This is a genomic window from Pantoea sp. GbtcB22, from assembly GCF_019091025.1.
GTDB classification, from domain to species: Bacteria; Pseudomonadota; Gammaproteobacteria; order Enterobacterales; family Enterobacteriaceae; genus Pantoea; species Pantoea leporis.
Genome location: NZ_JAGXKB010000010.1, coordinates 13,411 through 29,747 on the forward strand (window position 1 = coordinate 13,411; position 16,337 = coordinate 29,747).

Genomic DNA, 16,337 nt, shown 5'->3' on the forward strand with positions numbered 1-16,337 from the left:
ATAAAGTGGCAGTGGAGAATACGTGTCAATTTATTATCAGATGAATGCTCTGGCAACTTTACTCGTATTGATTGTTTCATCCTGCAATTAGCCGTTGCGTATTACACATGGTCTTCATGAACAGACTGGTTTAACAGCGCTTCAACTGAACATATGTCTGACAGGAAGGCGTCGCTTAATGCCCTTGAAGTCACGTCTTCACTAAACCTGTAACCCATGAGTTTAAACTTGTAGCACTGTGATGCAGCCATCAAAGACTGAACCTGATCGGGACTCAGCGTTACGCCATTTATCACAATTGTCGTTTCTTCAGTGTTGTTCATATGCGCCTCATTTTTTTCAGTAAATGCAGCTTGGCTAAAACTCTCAGTGGGCTAAGCGATATGTTCATTCAATATTTTCAATGAGTTCCTTACCCTGATTTTTCGGGCTGCCAACCTTTTTCGAAAAGGGATGCCAGCTGAAATCGCTTTCAGGTAATGCGGCATCCTGTGCCTCAGCCATTCGCTTACGGCTGACGCCTTCAGCAGCAGCGGCCTGCGATCGTGGATGTCTACCATGCCTTTATTGCTGGCGGCGGTAACAATCAGAAAGCCTTCTTTCCCGTGAGGGTCGTCATAGGGGGCTTTGCCGATCGCTGCGAAGAATAGTGGCTCATGCATTTTCTGGTATATGAAATAGGGCTGTTTCCCCGAATCGCTTCGCAACCATTCATACCACCCATCTGCAAACACCGCGGCGCGGCAGTGGTTCCACAGTGGCTTAAACATCTGGCTGGAGGGGGCGGTTTCACTTCGCGCGTTGATGAGCGGCTGCTTGTCCCACCATTCAGGGCCATAGCCCCAGTACACAGGATCGAGTTTCAGCTCGCCGGCGCGCTGGTTCAGCAACAGCACACTGGTGCCGGGTGCGACGCTGAAACGCCCGATGGGTTCCGGGTCGTAAACATAGTCGCTGTCGGCGATGCCAAGTTCATCAAAGTAAACGTCCCGGCTCTGATACTGCGCAAATCGCCCGCACATAGTTTTTCCTCCTCCTATAAGGATAGCGGTTCCTGCAGTGGCGTCCTCATGATGTTAATCAGGATGAACCGTCCTGACTCATACCCCTTCGGATCCCCCGGCAGGCCGGGTCGCCAGCCCGACTGCGCTAACCGCCAAGTCGGTAAGCTCCGCCGAATCGCGAAGGGATGCGTTTCGGGCCTCTGGCTAGTGTCTGATGGCAAGTATCAAAAGCGAGGTCAGTAATCCAATACAAAATGGATGAGTTTTTATCTGTATGTTTGGGGCTAAAAGGATGCGTATGGCTGTCGTGAAGGAGGAGCAGACGTTACTACGATCAGCTTATGTTAATAAACGGGGGAGCTTAAAGCATGTACGTGCCATAAGTCTGCATTAGCCAAAGACCATCCACTTTTTCACGATTGAGATCACGCTGACTGCATCGCCTGTTCCAAAAAAGCTATAAATGCCCTGACCTTTGAGTTGAGCGCTGAACGGTCGTTGACGCACGCATAAATGTTCATAGGGGAAGATGTGATAGGGCTTTCGATGCTTTGGCTGGATTGAAATAATGCGATGAGTTGACCATTGTTGATTAACGGTTGTGCAATAAAACTCGCAAGGCGAGCAATACCACCACCATTCATTGCAATATTAGCAATGATATCAATATCGTCACTAATAAATTCGGGATTGAGTTTCGCCGCCACCTTTTGACCGTCAACCATAAATGTCCAAGGCAAAAAGCGCCCATCAGTTGGATAGCGAAATACCAGGCAGGCATGCTGACTCAATTCTTCGGGATTTTCTGGTATGCCCGCACGCTCCAGATATGCCGGGGCTGCGCAGAAGATAAAAGGTAAAGATGCAATTTTCAGGGCAATCAGCTGTTCGTTCAGTTGTGCCTCGATGCGGATACTGACGTCGACTCCCTCTAACCGATGATCAACGTTACGATCGGTACTGATCAGCTCAATATCAATATCGGGGTAAACCGATTTGAATTCTGGCATCAGTGGTGCAAGAACGTAGCGTCCAAACGCCGCAGTCGTGGCGATGCAAAGTTGCCCCTGCGGTTTTGTTTCGAATGCAGCAGCCTGCGAGGCAAGTTCAACATCATACGGAATGTGGCGAACTTTATCGAAATAGCGTTTACCACTTTCGGTAAGGGTCATACTTCGGGTTGTGCGTGATAGCAGACGTACCCCCAGATACGCTTCCAGACGGGAAAGGCTCTGACTGACTGCTGCAGGGCTCATTCCTTTAGCGCGTGCAGCCGCTGCAATACTGCCGTTCTCCACTACACGGATATAGGTACTGATCAACCCCAACAAGTCCATAAGACCTCAATGCAAAATTCGTTACTTTCACTTAATGGTGATTAAAGCTGAAGTGTTCTACTAACACGTTGACTTACTTGGTAGTTTAGCGACTGTTTCGCTAACTCACGGTTGAACAGGGTAACACTATGACGAATGCAACAACGAAAAAGATCGCCAGAATACGCTTTCCAAAACACACTTCACCTTACATCTTTGCACTTTATATGGCGACCATCATGGCCTTTCTGATGAGTTTAGTTATTACTTTTTCGGAGTTCGGTTTCGGGCCTCATTACATGTCAAATGTTATCAATGCTTACAAGGTTGCCATGCCCGCTGCCTTTTTCTGCATATTGTTTGTACGCCCGATCGTGGTCAGGATGGTGGGGTTAACAGTCCATGGGCATTAGGAAAACTTTGCCATGCCCCTTCTTGGCACTCACGTGTCGTAGGCAAAGCTAAAAGGGCAGCGGTAAGCGAAAATCAGGAATGACTAACAGTGTGCTGTGTAAACCAATGAGGAGCAGGGCAACCTGATTATTCAGGATGAGGCTCCGTTATTAACCCTGTTTTTCGTTTCAGCTTCAGTCGATAACTTCCTCATTTTATCTGGACTAAGCATGAGTGATAAAGATTCTTGTTATCCATCCTTCAGAAGAATATCAAAATGAAAGATGCTTTGAATCTGCTCTTAAACTTAACTAGCTGAAGAAGGGCACTTTTCTCGTTTCATCGCGGAAACCATCCTTGCATGCCCTTGTTAGTCATCAATTTTTTACTTGCCTTAGTTTTAATCATTCCTCATCATTCAAATGAATGACAAATGGGATGTTAACGAATTCTCATAACTGTGATGAATCGTTAAAAATTAACGCATTATTTAATATATTTATAGGTGAAAATGGCCTGGAGTTTTGGATTAATAGGTGCAACATACTTATTTAGATCCTCTTTAATGTAATACCCTTGAGCTTCAACCATAAGGGTAAAAGCACCTAATAAGATATCTTCATATTCATAATAATCATCATGAAATGAGATTACACTTGGAAATTGCAGATCAAGTTGCTTATTGGAACCTCTGATTACTGATAATTCATCGCAATCGTTCAGAAAATTATTCAGGTCAACGCAAAAGTCGCTTCCACTTGCGGGGATTCTTTCTTTGTCTCTTTCATATCCCCGATTGTAATCGTCAACCAGATTCTGTAAGGCTTTATGTAGCCCATCAATCCTTTTAACATAGGATTCATCTTCTGGGCGCATCCATAGCTTTGACCAGGTGATCTTGTGAGAGGTCAGAAGAACACTATCAGTAGCGGTGAAGATGAGGGTAGTTTCTTTTTCGGTATTGTTTCTGGCTTTTTCAACCAGACTGTCAATCAGGTTTTTGTCAAGATGTCGCCAATAGATCCTCGGCTCCATTTGACAGTTGGACGAGTCGAGAGAAATGAGAACCACAACAATAGGGTCGTTGCATGTGCTCCAGTAAACGAGGTTGTTGAGGCTGAGCGGAACACTGCCACTGGTATTAACTACTTCGCCTGTCGTTTTGATCTGCACGCCAATGAAAGAGCCTGTTGAACGGTGGTCGTTTGTGTATACCTCTACTTGTGCGTCAATACCCATATCGATATCTAGTAACCGGCAAGGCCATTCAAAGTACCTTGAAATCCAGTAAGCAAATAAATACTCACCAGCATGACCTAAAGCACTGTTCTTTGAGTAGACCATCCATTCGTTATTATTGACTTTCTTTCTACTGACGCCATTCTTGGTTTTGACATTTTTCATGAAGGCCACTCGATTTTTTTACAGCAAAGTATCACAGAAATACTCAGTGTTGTCATAGACGTAGAATCTTTTGGCTACAAATCGCGCGGCGTTCCGGACCTCCGGTTGGGGTCTGATGGCAACGTCAGATCCAACCCCTGCAGCTGACTGGAGACAGCGCGTTCACTGGCCACGACAGGCCGTGGCTGCTGAGGACCGGTCCGGCGATACATATTGCCGTCCGGGGCTATGTCCTGTTCATCGCCTGCTGTTCTGTTTCGTTTCCCAACGCCCTCTGCCGTGCTGAAACCTGGCACACGGGCATCCTCACGCAAGGGGCGCTCACTAAACGGCTAATCCCGGTCCCTCCGGGCTGCGGCCTTGTCGTTCCCCCTGCATTCAGCCTGATGCCCGCGCGCCGGTTATGCGCTTACGGCGACGGAACTCGGAGAAACATCACATGAAACTGAACGGGAGAAACAACATGTCACAGCAGAACGTCAACACCTCGGCTCCAGAATCTGAAGAATCATCATCAAAACACATCACTGATAACGTGCGCTTTTTCACCCGGCTTCACGTGCGCGATACGCAGGGCAACTACGTGATGGCAACAGACAGCCAGATTCTGGCCGAGGCGGTGCTGGCGATTGACTATCGCTATCCCACGGGCACCACCTTTGACTCGTCTTCGGTGTCTGCCGAGTTTTTCCGGGCCAAGCTTGCGGGGCGTGACCGTGAGGTGTTTGCGGTGGGGTTCCTGAATAACCAGCATCAGCTCCTAGCCTATGAGGAGATATTTGAAGGATCCATCGCGAGTGTTGAAATCCATCCTCGTGAGGTCGTTCGGCGGGCGCTTCAGTTAAATGCCGCCGCCGTTATTCTTAGCCACAATCATCCGTCATTCATCACGCCAGAGCCGTCCCGAGCAGACATCGCAATCACTGGACGTCTCAAAACGGCGCTTGAACTCGTGGTGGTGAGGGTTATCGATCATATTATTGTGGCAGGCAACGAGGTGGTATCACTGGCAGAGCGGGGGCACCTTAACGGCTGAGTCATTGCCTGAACTCTCCAGCAGGGCGGGGGCCACTCCGCCGGCTTTAAGCGCGCTGAACGGCGGGCGGCACTGCGTGCCAGGTATAGACGGTGCTGACGCACCATCCATTCCCCTTCGACTGTATTTGTTCACCCGGGGATGCAGCCTTACTCTTCTACATCTCTTATACCTACGGCTGTTTATACACCTGCTGAGCGGATGCTGAACCTATTGATTTTTTTCACTCAAAGGCAAACGCAATATCAGCCAGATGCCCCCTTAGGCTCCCCGATGAACCGGGTCGTCAGCCCGACTACGCTAACCGGCAAAGCCGTCAGGCCCGAACCGCGCAGTTTGCGTTTCGGGCCTGACGGCTGGGGTCTGAGGGTGACGGACAATGTCATGGCTACCGGTTAGTCATTCAAGCGAACAGAACATTGCATTTGATTCTGGTGTGTAATTATTTACTTGGCTATGCGTTTGCATTTTACATAACCATCGCCAACAAAAATGCGACCAGATTGACAGGCAGCTATGAGCGAGCAGAGGACATATGATGTTTAGAAACCGCGCGATTTGCATTTACGCAGTAAAGTAAAGATGATTAATTCCGATCTGACTGACTTTGTTACTGGACGTTATGTCCGAATGTGCTCTTTCGTCCAGGCTGAACAACACGATTTGCACGGAGCGAGCGCAATTAACACGGCAGAGACTGGCACAGGCGCACCAGATGTGGCTTATCCACAGAAGCGAGGGGATAAGGACGTGGGTAATGGACAGAATCACTGTTCTGTCCAGTGACAAGAGTGGAGCTGAATCTGCTCTTGATGTGCATGTCAGTCAGGTCATTTTCTGCAATGCGTTTCCCACTCGCGGATGGCAAACGTGTCCATCATGCCGGAGATGTAGTCGACAATGGCCCGTTCTTTATCTTTCTGATAAAGAGGATTTATTTCATTGTAAATTTTTTCTTTCGGAAGCGTGCGATACATCTGGGGTGATATAAATTCTATGTTATCGTCAGAATTATAGAAATCAAATAATTCTTTGATAATCATGTTTCCCTTGTGCTCATAGCTTTTAATGTCTCTTTTGCGCATGATGACTTTAAATACGATATCTTTAAGACCGGAAGACAGATTCTCTTTAGTGCCAAACCCAAGTTGCCTGAAGCCATTTGCACCCTGAGTGACAGTAATATCATTAACAAGCACATTAACAATATTGGATGTCAATTCTTTTCTGAATATAATGGCGAACTCTTCGGATGAATTGAGTCTGAATGCTTTCGAAGCTGTGACTTTTGAATTTTCAATGATTTCATTTAATAAACCAATTGAATCTTTGTAATCGGATCTTCCAAACTCATAAACGATATCCTCAATGCTGACCATACTACGGCTTAGTGCATCCTCAAGGTCATGCGCGGCATATGCAATTTCGTCTGACAGATCCATTATCTGCGCATCAATAGTTTTCTCACCTGACTGCAAATCTAATTTATATTCCTCTACTAACTCTGTGTAGTATTTGTAGTCATTATCATAAAGAAATTTTTTGCTGCTATTTTCATTTTTAAAGGGATATTTAACGACAGAGAGAATGGCGCGGTGGGTGAGGTTGAGGCCGGAGCAATATGGATGCTTTATCTCAAGACTTCTGAGTATTCTGAGTGCCTGCGCATTGCCCTCGTAGCCGCCGAAGTCCTTAGCAATCTTGTTAAGTTGTTTTTCGGCGGAGTGGCCGAACGGAGGGTTGCCAATATCGTGCGCAAGTGCAGCCAGTTCGGCTACAACGCGATGTTCAAGTTCAAGTTCGGATGCGATGCTTCTGGCAATCTGGGCGACTTCCAGGCTATGAGTCAGTCTGTTACGGTTAAATTTTCGAGGATCGACTTCAAACAGCTGCATCTTTCCTTGTAACCGCCGGAACGAAGAAGAGTAAAGAATGCGCGCATAGTCTCGCTCAAATTCGTTTCTTTGCCTTGTATCTGCACTCGATGGAGAATGCTCTCTGCCAGAAGAAAGCTTGCTGATCAGCATTTCTTCCTTTTCTTTTGCAAAGACTTTAACATCATTATCGTCAATCATTTATGTCTCTCAGAAAGTTTGGTGAATGTAACTACCTATCTTACTGATTTTTATGGTCTTGAAAAGATTTAGACTAAATTTTACTGATGTAAAACTTAAAAGGAATTTATATGCTTGGTGCATCCTTCAGGCAATTCACAACAGAGGCATTACTGGCAAGCGCTTCGCTACGTGGAGGATTAACGGCTCTGAATAAGTGCAAGTATCACGATAAAGGAAGCTTTTATAACGCTTTCTTTCAACTATCAACGGGGCTGGAGCGCTTCTTTAAGATTATATATGTAGTGCAGTTTATGATTGAAAATGAATTTCATAAACCATCATATAAGCAACTGAGGGAGAAAGGTCATGATATATTGGCCTTACATGAGACGGCCGTGGCTATTGCTGAAAATTATAATAATAGTAACAACAAAGAATGGAAACTCAACGATGAGCAGGAATTAATTCTGACAATGCTATCAGAGTTTGGCAAGGAAACCAGATACTACAACCTGAACACGATTGTTGAAGATAAAAAAAAGATAAATGATCCGCTTAAACAGTGGAACGGGATACTCAATGCCTGCTACTGGAAACACATATCAGCGAACAAGAGGGAAAAGCTTCAAACTGAAATTATTGGATGGGCTGATAAAAATAGACTTTATGGATATACCTATGATTTTGGACTGGATGGGCATATTATGACTCATATTGATCAGCGTATGCTAAACTGGAAAATTATCAAAGTTTCACCATGTATTGCGTCTGTAATAATATGTATGTTGCAGCCGTACTATTTTTTGTTGGTATCTCTCAGGGATGCAGTGGAACTCAGAGAGATACAAAATGGTATCAATGAACCACAAGTTCCTTACTTTCACGAAATATTCCCGTACTTCCTTCTAGACGCCTCCAGAGCAAAAAAGCGTAGAAACTGGATGGATTAATTAAAACTGGACAAAATAATCTGAACGTCCAAAGAGCACGCAGTTTCATGCCAAAAAATAAAAAGCTGAACGTCTGCTCTTGGCACTGAGCTGCCAGTCAAGTCACTTGCAATTACGTACTCCTATTTTTGCTACCACTTTTCGCCTCCCCGACGTAACCGGATCGTCAGCACGACTGCGCCAACCGGCATGCCGCTAAGCTCCTCCGAGTTGCCAGAAGGCCCGGGGTTGATGGCGAATGCCAAATCCTGCAGCTGGCTGAGCGCCAGCACGTTAACTGGCCACAAATAGCCGTGGCCGCTGAGGACCGGACCGGCTTAAAGCTGCCGTCCGGGGCTGTGCCCTGTTCATTACCTGCCTTCCTGTTTCGTTCTCTTAAGCCCCTTCGCCGTGCAGAAACCTGCCACACGGGCGGCCTCACGCAAGGGTCGCTCTGCTAAACGCCTGCACCCGGTCCCGTTGGGCTGCGGCTTTGTCGTTTCCCCCTGCGTTCTGCCTGATGCCCGAGCGCCAGTTCTGCCCCCACGGCGAGGAACTCAGAGAAACATCACTTAAACGCAAACAGGAGAAACAACATGTCACAGCAGAACGTCAACACCCCGGCTTCAGAATCTAGAGAATCATCTCTTCTTAAAGGCCAGGGCGATCTGAGTCAGGCGGGTGAGGTACTGGGGGAGGGCTTTTTTGCACCGGTTGAGTCCGATCTGGTGGATTCACTGCTGGGGCGTTATCAGCACACCCGCGCCATCATCGGGGAAATCGCAGGCGTTGTGACAAGCCATGAGAACGCGCCAGCAGTGGCGCACTTTATCAGCGGTAATCTGAGCGGACGTCGGGGCGGTTACGGTTTTTCCGTGGGGGAGGTGTTTAACGTCACGGGTGCTGTGGCGTCGCTGAATGCGGCGTACTGGCAGGAGGCGTTAAGTCTGACGGACGTGTATGAGTATATGCCCAACGATCGCCGCAACGAGTGGGACGAGCAGATCCGCGAGATGAAAGCGCCGGACTTTGAGGAGGCAACCGTGCGTTCCACGCTCTCCGAGCTGCTGTTTTCGCGTGAGAAGTTTTTCTCCGAGCGCGTAGACGGCATCTTTCGCAATCTCTCCGGCGAACACGTCACCAACCGCCCGGAAGGCTTCGGCAAGCGCATGATCATGGCGCGCGTTTATGATGAGTGGGGCGGCAATAACTACCAGCGCACCGGCTACATTGATGACCTGCGCCAGGTGATCGCCAGATTCATGGGACGCGATCCCACCAGCTACCGCACCACCGACAAAATTTTGCAGATTGCACGCCAGCGCGCCGGGGAGTGGCTCACGCTCGATGGCGGGGCGCTGCGCGTCAAAGCCTTCCTGAAAGGCACGGCGCACCTGGAAATTCATCCTGACATGGCCTGGCGTCTGAATGACATTCTGGCCTTCCTGTATCCGGCAGCGATCCCGGCAGAACACCGCCAGAAGCCGCGAACAAAAGCAAAAAGTTTTGCCCTGCAATCTAACCTTTTACCGTTTTCCGTGCTGGCGGAGCTGAGCGAGCTGGAGATCGAGCGCACCACACCCTTTCAGCCTAACCGCTGGGACGAACCGTGCGAACCCATTACGACAAATCCGTTTAACCGCCGCTTTAAAGGTTACCGGGAGGGAGACAAGGCCGCACGCGCCGAGGCGGAAAAGGTGCTGATGAGCCTCGGCGGCGTGAAGAAGAACATCAATGCGCTCACCTGGTATGAGTTCGACTACGACCCGACAACGGCGATTCAGGATATTCAGCTGAGTGGGGCGCTGCCGGATCAGAAAACACACCAGTTTTACCCGACGCCCGAGGTGCTTGCCTCACTGCTGCTCGATGAGGTAGCCATCCAGGCGGGGGACAAGTGCCTGGAGCCGAGCGCGGGCATGGGTGGACTTGCTGACCTGATGCCGATGGCGCAGACCACCTGCGTGGAGATCTCACCGCTGCACTGCCGCGTGCTGGAGGCCAAGGGCTTTAGTGTGATCGAAGGGGATTTTTTGCAGTGGGCGCAGGAGACGCGCGAACGCTTTGACGTGGTGGTGATGAATCCACCCTACAGCGAGGGCCGCGCAATGGCGCATCTGAATGCGGCGGCTGAACTGGTGAAGCCCGGCGGGCGACTGGCTGCGATCCTGCCTGCGGGCCTGCTGTTTAAGGATTTGCTTAAGGACTGGAGCTGTAGCTGGTCGGGTATTCACCAGGACATGTTTGCGGGAACGGGGGTAAGCGTGGTGCGCCTGGTGGCCTACAAGCCCGAATAAACCACAGAAAAAAGCAGGGTGTAAGCCCTGCCATTCCCCGCCCCTGATTTCCACGACGAAGCCGGGGCCTCACTGAACATCGATAACCAAAGAGAAGATCAACATGTCTACTTCGCAAACCTTACCGATGGATAAAGAAACAAACCCTGCATTAACTGACGAACGTGAACCGGTGCGCATGGACGTCATCGAGCAGATTGCCGCAATGGCGGAAGGCACCGAACGCCCGGCGCTTATCTGGGGTAACACCGATCGGGCCACGGTTGCCGCTGAGGCGCTCTGGGTCTTTGCCCGACGCGTCGGGCTCGATGGCCGTGGCGATGATGCGTTTACCGCCGTTCAGGATTTGATTGCCAACCTGATGCACCTGTGTGAGCAGGAGGACATCACCAGCGGTGAAGTGACGTTTAGGTCGCTGGTGGACCTAGCGGAAATGCATTATCTCGCCGAGCTGGATGAGAACATCGGACTGTAAAGCGGCGGGGCCGGGTCTGGCCCCCGTTGCTGCCTGCGAGCGCCGGAAAAGCAGGCGGCCCTGCGGGCCCGGAAGAGCCCGGTGCTGGCGCACCGGCCGTCTCCTTACGCCGTTGACTGCGCGGCAAGATGCCTATCCGCTATAGGCAGCAATTGCTCTTTGCAGTGGTTATTCGCGCGGGGCGTTCCGGTTTGTTCTTTACGGAGGCAATGTTACCGGGGGGCGGTCAGCGCTGTCTTTTCCCGTGGCCCAGGGCAAAGCGGGCTCCGGGGTGAGTTAAACGCGTTACGAACATGGCCCCCTCCGGCTCCCCGGCTAGCCGGGTCGTCAGCCCGACTGCGCTAACCGGTAAACCGGTAAGCTTCGCCGAACCGCGTAAGGCTGCGTTTCGGGCCTGACGGCTGGGGTCTGATGGCAAACAGCAGCGACATCCCCGTTTGTCATTCATGTGCGCTGGCGGGGCAAAAAGCAGGGTGGCCAGCCTTAAGCGTAAAGGCGGCACGGCCAAAAACAGGCTGGGTTTTCACTGACTGAGCCTGTAAAGTCGCCTCAGGTCCACTTTAACGCGACACCCGCTAACCTAATCAGACAGTTAATGAATGGGAGGCAGCATGGCCAAAGGAATAATGTACAGCGTTCAGATAACCGGGTTGCCTCAGGGCGGAACCTTCCCGGCACCTGCACAGTCCGATCACAACAGAGAATGGCGAACAAAGTTAAAGGATGCCCGCGCGAATAAGGCGGAGGCCAGAGTGATCTGCCTCTGCAGGGGGCAGCATGAGGATCTGACACTCCGCAGGCTCGTTGTCAGCTACCTGAGAGAACATGACCGGTTCTATCTCTCAGCCTGGCAACACACGGGGGGGCAGCACCGGCATGACTGTCGTTTTTACTCGGTCTGGGCCGATGAAGCCTCGGCAAAAACCTACGCCTCCAGCGTAGTGACGGTTAATGCTGATGGCACGTTCAGCATCACATTGCCGGTCGGACTCTCCCGACAGAGTGGCAATAACAACTCCGCGCCTGACGTGAACCCCGCCAGACACCCACGAACGGGTAAAACCAAACCCTCTATGAGCCTGCTGGGGCTGGGGCACTTTATCTGGCAGCAGGCTGAAATCAACACGTGGAAACCGCAGTACGTGAAGAACCGGCCACGCAATGCGCTGTGGCTTGCCAGCCGGATCAACACCACGGCGCAAAGTATCCGCGTCAGCAGGATGACGCTCTCCGACGTGCTGCTGGTCAGTGCCGCAAATGAAGGGGCGCAAAAACAGGTGAACCAGCAGCGGGTCCGTTTTGCAACGGAGAACAAAAAGCGCATGGTGGTTATCGCGCTGCTGAAAGCCGATGCCGCCGAAGGCTATACCGAAATTCAGACGGGGCGTCTGCGCCTCTCCAGTCCGCTGGGTTTTCCAAATCTGTGCGTATCACCCAACGTTTTTCGGGCGTGTGAGCGCAGCTTTGGCGCCGAACTCAGTGCCTGGACGAAGGGCCAAAAAGTTGTCGCCATTCTGGAAACGGAGCCGCCGACGCTTCGCTTTGAAAGAATCAACGGCCGTAATGTTCCCATCACGGAAGCGGAGGTCATTGGGATCGCGCTGATGCGCGTTACGCCGCGCTTTATCCCGGTTGACTCAGGTTACGAGGCGATTATCGAAGCCCGCCTGTGTGAGCAGGAGCGATGCTTTATCAAGCCACTACGCTTTGATGCTGAGGAAGACACCTTGCCGGATTTTGTCCTGACGGACGTGGAAGGCAAAGAGTCTGTACCGATGGAAGTGTTTGGCATGAACACGGATGAATACCGTGCGCGACGTGCGGTGAAAACCGAAGGGTATAACAAGGAGTACGGCAATGAGGGCTGGTGGTCATGGGATGCTACATTAAATAACGCAGAGGAGAGCATACCGCCATTCCCGGCACAGAATTAGTTATCATAATTCATCTGAAGCAAATAGGCGGTTCAGCACAATTTCAGCTGCCGCGCTTCAGAGCTGGTCGGGGTCGGATAGCAGTAACAGGAAGGCTCCATACTTGTTCTCTCTCTGCAAGTGGTCGTCGATAGAGTCTCTTTATTAGCTATAGAGACTGCTGGCGGTTATGTCCGTGAGCAAATAGCCGTTGTCGTGAGTACAATCTTATCGCGTGCTGGCTTCGCTTCTTTTCTTACCTTACTGTCCGTCTCTCTTCTCTCACGCTATGCCTATCTGGGTCACAGATGATCAAGCCTGCCATGTCGCATGGATTCCTTCAGCTCTCCGGCAGGCCCCACTGCGATAACCGGCAGGCCGGTAATTGAGCGAGGAGCGGACCTTTTACGTAAAATGGAAGAGTCAGATGAAGGCATCTTGAGTCACCCGATCACATCAACCGGTATATGATTTAAGGTCAGGTGATCTTCAGCTTAAACAGCCGATATATTGCAACCCGGCCTGAATCGGTTACGTTCACTTCACGGTATCCCTGTGTACGCGTTACCCATTCTTTTTGCAGGAAAAGTGTAAACAGGGCTGAGCCAGCGTCACCGCCGAGATGGAAACGTCTTTCACTCCAGTCCAGACAGCCGCAACAGGGCTTACGTCGTGTGCGAGAGTTAAGCAATACGCCCATTTTCTCAAAATGCATTTTGCCGGCTGATGTCAGTTCCGAGCCATCTGCTTCAAGCCATTTTTCCTGCAGCATAAATTCATAAATATTGACAGCAAGCTCGCCTGCCAGATGGTCATAGCAGGTGCGTGCGTAACGCAGATAGACCGGCGTACTGGAAACGGGGGCTTTGGAAGTCCCCATGGAAACTCCCATCAGGTTTTCCAGCAGTCCGGCGATATGATGGCCTGCAAGGCTGTAATAGCGATGACGCCCCTGCGTCAGGCAAATGACCAGACCGTTGCTGAGAAGTCGGTTCAGATGCCCGCTGGTTGTCGAGGCTGCTATGCCAGCCACTACGCTAAGTTCGGTAGCTGTCCATGCGCGCCCGTCCATCAGGGCGCACAGAATACTTACCCTTGACGGGTCAGACATCGCAGAAGCCACCATTACCATTGATGTTTCAAGGACATCATCTGGCTCACTGTCGCGCTTTGTTTTAACGAGGTTCATTCAGTAGGTATTGCCCATCTTCGGGTGACTTCGGCTGCCCGGACATCATCATCCGTAATGAGAATGAGCCGGTTACTGTGATCGCTGTACTGTACCAGAATATTGATGCCATTCCGGGCAATTGCGTCAGCTATTTCTCCCAGCTCTCCAGGCCGTTCCTGAGGTAATTTTCTCACCAGGGGACGGCACACGTTGCAGACGTCAAAACCGGCTTCAGTCAACACCTTGTGTGCTTTATAGCCGTCTTCAACCAGGAAATGTGCGTGCCCGCCTTCAGGTCCTGTAAATACTCCACCACCTTCAAGTCCCACTCCGTTTCCACCCAGTACACTACCCAGTGAACCAAGTGAGCCCGGGCTATTTTTAAGAATAACGTGAATGTCATACATGCGAATTTGTTCCCTTATCAGAAGAGTAATCACGGAATACGCTGGCTACCCGTATTCTGTAGAATGAAAAAATCGACTGCTTACCTTCTTTCTGAGCGGCCTGATGCATTACATTTTGCTTCCATCCGGCTACAGACTCCTCATCTTCCCACCACGACAAAGAAAGAATCTTTCCGGGCGTAGTCAGGCTCTGGAAACGCTCAATTGAAATAAAGCCGGGCGTGTCGGATAAGAGAGGCTTCAGCTCCGAAGCGAGCTGAAGATATCTTTCCTGGGCCTCTGGCAGGGCATCTGCCTCAAAAAGTACTGCAATCATGGTCCGCTCCGTTGCTAATTTACGGACAGTTTAATGATGACAAAGGCATGCTGCTTCGGTCGGCACCGAAGTATGCTTGTGCGTTAGCGAAGCTATCGACATGGATAAGCGATAAACAGCAAACTCATAAGTTGAAAGGCGGGACAACATAGAAGTGCGGATTCACACGGAATGTCCGCTTCTTGCACCCAACTGCCGTATTGCAGTCATGAGCGAAAAGCGGCAGCTCGCAGTTTTCTTGTAGTCAGATAGAGGTATCACTAAATAGGCCGTCTATTAATTAAATTGAAACGGATGATATTCTGCTATTGTAGCGAACCAGATGCTAATAAGTTGTTATGAGTAAGGTATTAATCCCCAATTATGATAAAGGAGTAAGATAAAAGTTATGTTTGGCGAATTAAAGGATCTGTTCAATATCCCCGTAGTTTCCAGTGTTTTGATTGCCATCTTCGGTGCTATAACAAAAGTGTATATGCAGTTTCATCGAAGCGACTTTTTTTCACGCCCTTTGCCTGAGCGAGTAAAAGCGGTCAAATGGCTCAGAAACTCTGCTGCGCCAGCATCCGCTCCGCTGGATAAGGCTGAACAACAGTTACATCTTCAGTCGTTTGGACTACACAGAGATTGGGAGTTATCTTATAAGATCATATGTTTTTGTTCAGAACATGCACAGTCTTCGATTCCATCCCTAAAGGCAATTTTACGGTACCAGGGTATGTATACAATTAATGATGGAAAAATATATCCCCATAAATTCCATAAATGGCTAGTACCTCTAGTATTAATATGGTTATTAATATTTATAGGTGCTGAGATATACAGAAGTTCCTCACAGAGTGATAGCATGCAAATTTTAACAGATCTATTCGTCTTTGGCGTGGCTTTCATAGTATGGTGCTGGGTAGCAGTTTGCGCGCTGAAAGTTTCTAGTATCAGCAAAAAACTCAATGCTTACACTCCCCCTCATTAACGATTTAAATCCAGCCCGGACGATTTATTTATATGACTGATAAGCCCCAAGCTAACGAGCTTATATTGTTTCTAGCCACGTCCGCTTCTGGCACTCAGCACTCATATTGTGCTGAGGTAGTAGTTATGTTTCACTGCGCCTAACATAGTTTTATCCGGTACGGGCGAATGCAGTTATTTAGTTCAGAACTCCCCCCCTCTGTTCCCCGGCGTAGCCGGGCCGTCAAGCTCCACTCAGATAACCGGCAAAGCCTGCTAGCTCCGCCGAATCGCCGCAACTGGCGTTTCGGACATGACGACTGGGGTCTGACAGCATAAGCCGGCGGAATATAACGACAGTGTAATGGATAGATACGGCAATGCTGAGTGTGAATGAATACCACTAGATAATAGAGGAAATGCTGCCTTCCGATAGCGAAGCTCACCTGCACTTTAAGCATCCTGCTGGTAGGGGCTCATTATCTGCCTCTACAAAGCCGAGCGTATCGCCAAATCTGCCCTGGGAAATCCTTGTTTAGGCACCCCCATGGGGTAAAAGAGCAACCAGGCATATTAGGTTTTGAATCATCGCGATCAGCAACCTGGCGGATCCATTTAAAACTGCGCCCAATCATTCGGACAAGGTATCAGATGATGCGGATTGCACT

Annotated in this window: 14 protein-coding genes and 1 pseudogene; 7 read left to right on the top strand and 8 right to left on the bottom strand. The window is 49.8% G+C overall.

Annotated elements, in window-relative coordinates; translation table 11 throughout:
- Positions 1-101: 101 nt before the first annotated feature.
- The 3 genes and pseudogenes from KVT28_RS22345 to KVT28_RS22355 form a co-directional block, all read right to left on the bottom strand.
- Entirely contained in the window at positions 102-323 is a 222-nt protein-coding gene (locus tag KVT28_RS22345) for a hypothetical protein (protein ID WP_217550140.1), read from the bottom strand.
- Between the two features lie 64 nt (positions 324-387).
- A pseudogene (locus KVT28_RS22350) lies at positions 388-1,022 on the bottom strand (SOS response-associated peptidase family protein).
- Positions 1,023-1,429: 407 nt separating this feature from the next.
- Positions 1,430-2,341: a LysR family transcriptional regulator gene (locus tag KVT28_RS22355; protein ID WP_217550142.1), complete on the bottom strand. Its 912-nt coding sequence runs from the start codon at positions 2,339-2,341 to the stop codon at positions 1,430-1,432.
- Positions 2,342-2,469: 128 nt separating this feature from the next.
- On the opposite strand from KVT28_RS22355, the gene KVT28_RS22360 reads away from it, so the two are divergent.
- Positions 2,470-2,733 (top strand): DUF2798 domain-containing protein, encoded by a 264-nt coding sequence (locus tag KVT28_RS22360; RefSeq protein WP_217550144.1) that lies wholly within the window; start codon positions 2,470-2,472, stop codon positions 2,731-2,733.
- A gap of 466 nt (positions 2,734-3,199) precedes the next feature.
- Here the strand turns inward: KVT28_RS22360 and KVT28_RS22365 are convergent, their stop codons facing one another.
- Positions 3,200-4,117, bottom strand: a complete 918-nt coding sequence (locus KVT28_RS22365) for a DUF4365 domain-containing protein (protein WP_217550146.1) — start codon at positions 4,115-4,117, stop codon at positions 3,200-3,202.
- A 463-nt stretch (positions 4,118-4,580) separates the two neighbouring features.
- Here KVT28_RS22365 and KVT28_RS22370 point away from each other — a divergent pair, with 463 nt between their 5' ends.
- Entirely contained in the window at positions 4,581-5,153 is a 573-nt protein-coding gene (locus tag KVT28_RS22370; protein WP_254633614.1) for a JAB domain-containing protein, read from the top strand.
- Positions 5,154-5,983: 830 nt separating this feature from the next.
- On the opposite strand, the gene KVT28_RS22375 is transcribed toward KVT28_RS22370, so the two are convergent.
- On the bottom strand, positions 5,984-7,225 hold the full coding sequence (locus KVT28_RS22375) for a dGTP triphosphohydrolase (protein WP_217550364.1): 1,242 nt from the start codon (positions 7,223-7,225) through the stop codon (positions 5,984-5,986).
- A 113-nt stretch (positions 7,226-7,338) separates the two neighbouring features.
- On the opposite strand from KVT28_RS22375, the gene KVT28_RS22380 reads away from it, so the two are divergent.
- From KVT28_RS22380 to KVT28_RS22395, 4 genes are all read left to right on the top strand, one after another.
- Complete coding sequence (locus KVT28_RS22380; protein WP_217550148.1) at positions 7,339-8,160, top strand: hypothetical protein; 822 nt, start codon at positions 7,339-7,341, stop codon at positions 8,158-8,160.
- Between the two features lie 575 nt (positions 8,161-8,735).
- Positions 8,736-10,436, top strand: coding sequence for a DUF4942 domain-containing protein (locus KVT28_RS22385; RefSeq protein WP_217550150.1), 1,701 nt, complete (start codon positions 8,736-8,738; stop codon positions 10,434-10,436).
- 103 nt (positions 10,437-10,539) lie between these two features.
- Positions 10,540-10,911, top strand: a complete 372-nt coding sequence (locus KVT28_RS22390; protein WP_217550152.1) for a hypothetical protein — start codon at positions 10,540-10,542, stop codon at positions 10,909-10,911.
- A 611-nt stretch (positions 10,912-11,522) separates the two neighbouring features.
- A complete protein-coding gene (locus tag KVT28_RS22395; RefSeq protein WP_217550154.1) occupies positions 11,523-12,845 on the top strand; it encodes a DUF1173 family protein in 1,323 nt (440 codons plus the stop codon).
- Between the two features lie 457 nt (positions 12,846-13,302).
- On the opposite strand, the gene KVT28_RS22400 is transcribed toward KVT28_RS22395, so the two are convergent.
- Genes KVT28_RS22400 through KVT28_RS22410 form a run of 3 tightly spaced genes read right to left on the bottom strand, consistent with a single transcriptional unit; the run spans position 13,303 to position 14,718 of the window.
- Positions 13,303-14,013 (bottom strand): helix-turn-helix transcriptional regulator, encoded by a 711-nt coding sequence (locus KVT28_RS22400; protein ID WP_217550156.1) that lies wholly within the window; start codon positions 14,011-14,013, stop codon positions 13,303-13,305.
- Positions 14,010-14,402 (bottom strand): amino acid-binding protein, encoded by a 393-nt coding sequence (locus KVT28_RS22405; protein WP_217550158.1) that lies wholly within the window; start codon positions 14,400-14,402, stop codon positions 14,010-14,012. The genes KVT28_RS22400 and KVT28_RS22405 overlap by 4 nt, the downstream gene beginning before the upstream one ends.
- Complete coding sequence (locus KVT28_RS22410; RefSeq protein ID WP_217550160.1) at positions 14,395-14,718, bottom strand: antibiotic biosynthesis monooxygenase; 324 nt, start codon at positions 14,716-14,718, stop codon at positions 14,395-14,397. Before KVT28_RS22410 ends, KVT28_RS22405 begins: the two co-directional genes overlap by 8 nt.
- 388 nt (positions 14,719-15,106) lie before the next feature.
- On the opposite strand from KVT28_RS22410, the gene KVT28_RS22415 reads away from it, so the two are divergent.
- Positions 15,107-15,691, top strand: coding sequence for a hypothetical protein (locus KVT28_RS22415; RefSeq protein WP_217550162.1), 585 nt, complete (start codon positions 15,107-15,109; stop codon positions 15,689-15,691).
- Positions 15,692-16,337: the final 646 nt, after the last annotated feature.